This is a genomic window from Chitinophaga sp. (genome assembly GCF_036569185.1).
Lineage (GTDB): Bacteria > Bacteroidota > Bacteroidia > Chitinophagales > Chitinophagaceae > Chitinophaga.
The window spans coordinates 1-5,049 of the sequence record NZ_DATCRD010000412.1; the positions used below are offsets into that span (position 1 = coordinate 1).

A 5,049-nucleotide genomic window follows, 5' to 3' on the forward strand; every position below is an offset into this window, starting at 1 on the left:
GTGTTATTCTGGTTAGACACGTATCTCACCGCGGCGTTGAGCATACTTTTTTCGCTGCCACCCGTCAGGGAAATATTGTGTTGCTGGGTGAACTGGTTCCTGAAATAATATTTCTCCATCTGCGCCAGCCCGTCGTTCTTCTTCAGGGCATCCAGTTCCGCCGTCACATCCTTTTCGCTCATCCATCCCTGCGATTTTGCAATCATCAGGTAATTTACCCGGGAGGTGTTCTGGTAGTTATTATAACTGGTAAGATAACTGTTAGGATCCTGGTTATACAGCTCCATTTCCGCATCTATATAATCAGCCGAAGAGGCCCTGTTGAGGTTTGACAGATCCGGTTTGAGGGTAATGCCTGTGGACCCTTTATATTCCACCTGCAATGCGCCTTTCCTGCCGGAGCGGGTGGCAATCACGATCACACCGTTAGAAGAACGGGCGCCGTAAATAGAAGCAGCTACGGCATCTTTCAATACGGTGATCGATTCGATGTTATCAATGTTGAGCGATTCCAGTCCCGCGCTGGAGGGGTACCCATCTATTACCAGCAGTGGCGCGCTGGCAGCGGTACCCAGCAGAGTGGACACACCACGTATTTCCAGGTTGCCTTCCTTGGTAAGCACCACACCGGTGGCCTGTCCTTCCAGGGCTGATTTCACATCGGGCTTCAGTTTACTGCGAAGACGGTATGGATCTATCACGGAAAAAGATCCGGTGGCCCTTTCCCGGGAAATGGTCTGATAGCCGGTGTTCACCACATCAATACCTGTGAGCTTATTGTTGGATGGCCTCAGCTGTATACTAATTACACCGCTTTTACCAACCACCAGCTCTTGTTTTTCATAACCAACATAGGAGAACGACAATACCGCATTTTCATCTCTTACTACTACCGTATATTCCCCATTGTTATTGGTTTGTGTGCCTTTGGCCGTACCCTTTACCACCACGGAAACACCGGGTAACGGAATACCATTTTCATCGGTAATACGGCCGGTAACCACGATCTGCGCCGGCGTCTCCGGTAATTCCGGCATGCGCGGAATGATGCGGGTAACGGTAATGGTTTTGTCTTCGATCGCATATTCCAGGTTCTGCCCCATCAGCGAGGCGCGCAGCAGTTCCTGGATAGTAACGTTTTTCACGTCCAGCGTAACGGGGCGGGTAGTTTGCAGTGCATCATAATTATAAAAAAAGATGTACCCCGTTTGCCGGTTGATGGTACTAAAAACCGTTGATAACGGCGTATTTCTGACAGTCAGGCTCACCCGTTGCGCCGTGCTGCTGGCACTGACCTGCAACATGCCTGCCATTAGTAAAAGAGCAGATAACCTCATGATCCTCCAAATTTTGGTTGGCAGATTATTTTTTTTCATTGAGCCGGCAAATACCGGCGTGTAAGATCTGCATTGGTGGTGATGCGTTCCGGAAGTGTTGATATGCTGATGATCAGGCCTGCGGGCAGGGGCATACGTTCCCTTCTCCCTGTTTTGGAACAAAGCAGTTAAAATCATACATTTGATTTCGGTGATAAAAATGAGTTTACACGAATAATTTATTGCCGCTGACCAGTGATGTTTGCCCATCACTGGTTTTTTAATGGCGCTGGTTTTAGCTGATTACTTTCAATACAATAGCTGGTTAGTTTAAGTGTTAAAAAATATGGCTTGCTTACGATCGTAATACGGTTATTTTTCTTCCTTCTATTTTAAACAGGACTCCATTTTTTTCCAATAGCCTGAGAATGCCCGACAGTGGAAGGCTGCGCTGCATCCCTCCGCCAAAGCGCATTTGAGGCGGTGCGCCTTCATACACCACTTCTATATCATACCAGCGCTCCAGCTGACGCATCACGGTAGTAATATCTGCACGGTCGAAAATAAAAAAACCATTCTTCCAGGCTACGGCTTCCTGTACGTCTGTACCAGACACGGTGATGCTGTTATTCCCGGTGATACGGGCCTGCTGCCCCGGCAGCAGTTTCTTTACCGTGCCATTGCGGCCTACATTCACAGCGCCTTCCAGGAGGGTAACAGCCATGGCCTGTTCGTTGGCATAGGCCATGATGTTAAAATGCGTGCCCAGCACGGTAATATCAGCGCCGTTGGCTTTTACCAGGAAAGGTTTTCCGGGTAAGGCGGCTACTTCAAAATATCCTTCCCCCGTGAGCTCTACAGTTCGGTGGCTGCCAGTAAAGGCCGTAGGGAAATGCAGGGAGCTGGCGGCGTTGAGCCATACCCGTGTACCATCCGGCAGGGTAAGCTGGTATTGGCCTCCACGGGGAGTGCTTAATGTATTAAAGGTAACAACAGCGGTGTTGCCGGCGGCATGATACTGCACCTGCCCGTTCTGTGTTTTAATGATACTGGTATTGCCCTGCTGACCAAGCGTATCGTTCTGCGCTTCATCCAACACTATGCGGGAACCGTCTGCCAGGGTGAGCATGGCTTTATTTCCTCCAGGGGCGATATCATTTTTATAACGCTGGGCCAGTGCAGGCGCCGGTTTCACAGTGGCCACGGGACGTAACAGGAAGTACAGCCCCGTGGCAAGCAACAGGCCGGCAGTAATAGCCGCAGCCCACCAGAAGCGGTAAATAGTTTTCACCGGCGCGGGAACTTCCACGAAAGGAGTAATAAGATCAGTCCCGGTAATACTTTGCAGCAAAGCGGTGCGGGCATCTGTGTTGACAGGTTCCGTGCCGGCAGGCGCCTGCCACATCAGGTCTGTGAGCGCGGCCATGAGTATTTCCATGTTGCCGTCATCTTCCAGTAATGTGTACAATTCTTCCTGCTCTGCGGATGTTTCATTACCTGAAAGCCGCTGCTGTAATAAATATATGACCCTTTGCTCCTGCATGCATTAAAAGAAAACCGGGATTTAAACGGCTCCCCGATACTAAGAATAAGCCGACGCCATAAAGGACCTATCTACCTGAAAATATTTTTTACTTACAGATAAAAATCAGGTAAACAAAAGGAATAGCGTGCCCGTTGCGACGCAGGTGCTCCCGTATGGCTTTCAGGGAAAACACCAACGCATTTTTTACCGAACTGGGCGACAAATCCAGCTCAGTGGCTATTTCCGGTATTTTCATACCCCGGTTGCGGCTCATCTGGTAAATGCGCCGGCGTTGCGGCGATAATAACATCACCGCCTCTTCAATGATGGCATGTAATTCTTTTAAAGTGAGCTGCCGGGTGGCAGTTTCTGTTTCTGTTTCTGTTGCAGCCACTGCACCCCGCAGCCGGTACTCAGTAGCCTCCTTTTTCAGGTAAGTATAACATTCGTTGGCCGCTACTCTATAGAGCCAGGCTTTAGGATGGTCAATATCGGGGAGCTTGTCGCGGCTAAGCCATACCCGCAGGAAGGTAGCCTGGATCACCTCTTTGGCGCTCTCGGGCGACTTCACCATTTTCCGTATAAATGGTTCCAGTGTTATCAGGGAAGTATTGAAAAGGATACCAAACGCCGCTTCATCGCCCTCTGAAATGCGCTGAAACAGTGATTTGTCAATATAGATACTATCGTGCATTATTGTTGCAGAATACGCTAATGGTTGATGATAAGGTTGGTGGTATCGCTGCTAAAGTAATATATTTTCAGATACTGTTCAGGAAGTTGCTCTGTAAGCGGGTTTAATCTTACCAGGGATCACCAGGCGCCGATGCGGATGCCGTGTTATCCGGTAAGGGCAAAGACCGGACGCCTTTTTATCAGCTGATCTGCCGTGAATACTGTTCCAGTTTTTCTTTTTCTGTTTTGGTTAAACTGTTGATGCCTTTATGATGGATTTTGTCGAGGATTGTATCCAGTTCTTTCTGCCGGTTGGCTTTCTCCATGTTATACAGATCGTCAATATCTCCTGCCGTATGATGTTGGTTATAATAAAAGTTATCCACCAGGAGCAGATAAGGCTTATGGATAATTACATACATAAAGAATATACAGGGCACCGCAAGTGCAATAATAACAGCCATATTTTGCAGGATGGCTGCAGGTGTTGTTATCAGGCCTATCAACATCCCTGCCATGGCCCCTCCAAGGTGGGCATCGTGGCCTATGTTATCGCGGCGCGACCTAATACCATAAATCGAATATAACACATACCCGATACCATATAGCCATCCGGGGACCGGGAACAATCCAAAAAAGCTTACCATCATACCGGGATACAGGACAATGCTGGCAAAAATAATCCCGCATACCGCTCCCGATGCACCTACCGCGCTGTAATCGCTTTCGCGGCGGTGAATGTAAAGAGAAAGCAGGTTCCCACCTATGAGGCTTCCGGTGTAAATAGCGATGTAGGCAACCGGCCCCATATGCGATTCCAGCATTACGCTAAACAGTAACAGGGAAATCATGTTGAATATAAGATGCTTCCAACCCACATGCAGGAAGCCGGAAGTAACCAAACGACGGTACTCCCTGTATAGCCGGACCTTTTCCACTTCAAACTCAAACTTATTGAAAAAGGTGCGGCTTTTAAATCCTTTCCAGGAAATAAGCACATTAAGGCATATAATACCCAGGGTGATGATACCGGTATAGCTCATTATTATTGACGGGTCGTTTACAAACACCTCTGCAATATGGGAAATACTTTAAATATATCAAAATCGGGGTCCTTTGTTGCTTTCTGCAAAAAAATTTTGGTTGTTTGAAAATAATGTTGCTACATTTGCACTCCCCAAAGGGGGATATAGATCGGCGGAAAGGCCCGTCTGTATTAAGGATCGGTAGTTCAGTTGGTTAGAATGCCGCCCTGTCACGGCGGAGGTCGCGGGTTCGAGTCCCGTCCGGTCCGCGAAGCGGGAGTATCACAGGATGCTCCCGCTTTTTTTATGTGGAAGCAACCTCCTATCTCTACAGCTCCGCACTTTCCAGCTCCCGTTGCCGTTCCTTAATGAATTCAGAATGGGTAAGGCCCCAGCGGTCCATCTGCTCCAGGATGGGCAATATACTTTCGCCAAGTGAGGTAAGACGGTATTCGGTGCGCTTGGGAAAGCCTTCTTCCGCACATTTTTCAATAGCGCCAAAGAACAA

The 5,049-nt window shown here is 48.5% G+C and carries 5 protein-coding genes and 1 tRNA gene; 1 reads left to right on the top strand and 5 read right to left on the bottom strand.

What is annotated here, in order from left to right:
* The 4 genes from VIM72_RS30815 to VIM72_RS30830 form a co-directional block, all read right to left on the bottom strand.
* The coding region (locus tag VIM72_RS30815; protein WP_332006634.1) for a SusC/RagA family TonB-linked outer membrane protein at positions 1-1,337 on the bottom strand (1,337 nt) is incomplete at its 3' end.
* A gap of 334 nt (positions 1,338-1,671) precedes the next feature.
* Positions 1,672-2,859 carry a FecR family protein gene (locus VIM72_RS30820; protein ID WP_332006635.1) on the bottom strand — a complete coding sequence of 396 codons (1,188 nt, stop codon included), beginning with the start codon at positions 2,857-2,859 and terminating at the stop codon, positions 1,672-1,674.
* A gap of 88 nt (positions 2,860-2,947) precedes the next feature.
* Positions 2,948-3,535 carry an RNA polymerase sigma factor gene (locus tag VIM72_RS30825; protein ID WP_332006636.1) on the bottom strand — a complete coding sequence of 196 codons (588 nt, stop codon included), beginning with the start codon at positions 3,533-3,535 and terminating at the stop codon, positions 2,948-2,950.
* A gap of 181 nt (positions 3,536-3,716) precedes the next feature.
* Positions 3,717-4,559 carry a rhomboid family intramembrane serine protease gene (locus VIM72_RS30830; protein ID WP_332006637.1) on the bottom strand — a complete coding sequence of 281 codons (843 nt, stop codon included), beginning with the start codon at positions 4,557-4,559 and terminating at the stop codon, positions 3,717-3,719.
* Positions 4,560-4,736: 177 nt separating this feature from the next.
* Here VIM72_RS30830 and VIM72_RS30835 point away from each other — a divergent pair.
* A tRNA-Asp gene (locus VIM72_RS30835) sits at positions 4,737-4,810 on the top strand.
* Positions 4,811-4,869: 59 nt separating this feature from the next.
* Here the strand turns inward: VIM72_RS30835 and VIM72_RS30840 are convergent.
* Positions 4,870-5,049: winged helix-turn-helix transcriptional regulator (locus VIM72_RS30840; protein ID WP_332006638.1), on the bottom strand; the 180-nt coding region annotated here is incomplete at its 5' end.

What these genes read in the sequence shown, in the direction of transcription:
- VIM72_RS30820 (WP_332006635.1), bottom strand. Translation starts at nt 2,859, where the DNA reads ATGCAGGAGCAAAGGGTCATATATTTATTACAGCAGCGGCTTTCAGGT.
- VIM72_RS30825 (WP_332006636.1), bottom strand. Translation starts at nt 3,535, where the DNA reads ATGCACGATAGTATCTATATTGACAAATCACTGTTTCAGCGCATTTCA.
- VIM72_RS30830 (WP_332006637.1), bottom strand. Translation starts at nt 4,559, where the DNA reads ATGAGCTATACCGGTATCATCACCCTGGGTATTATATGCCTTAATGTG.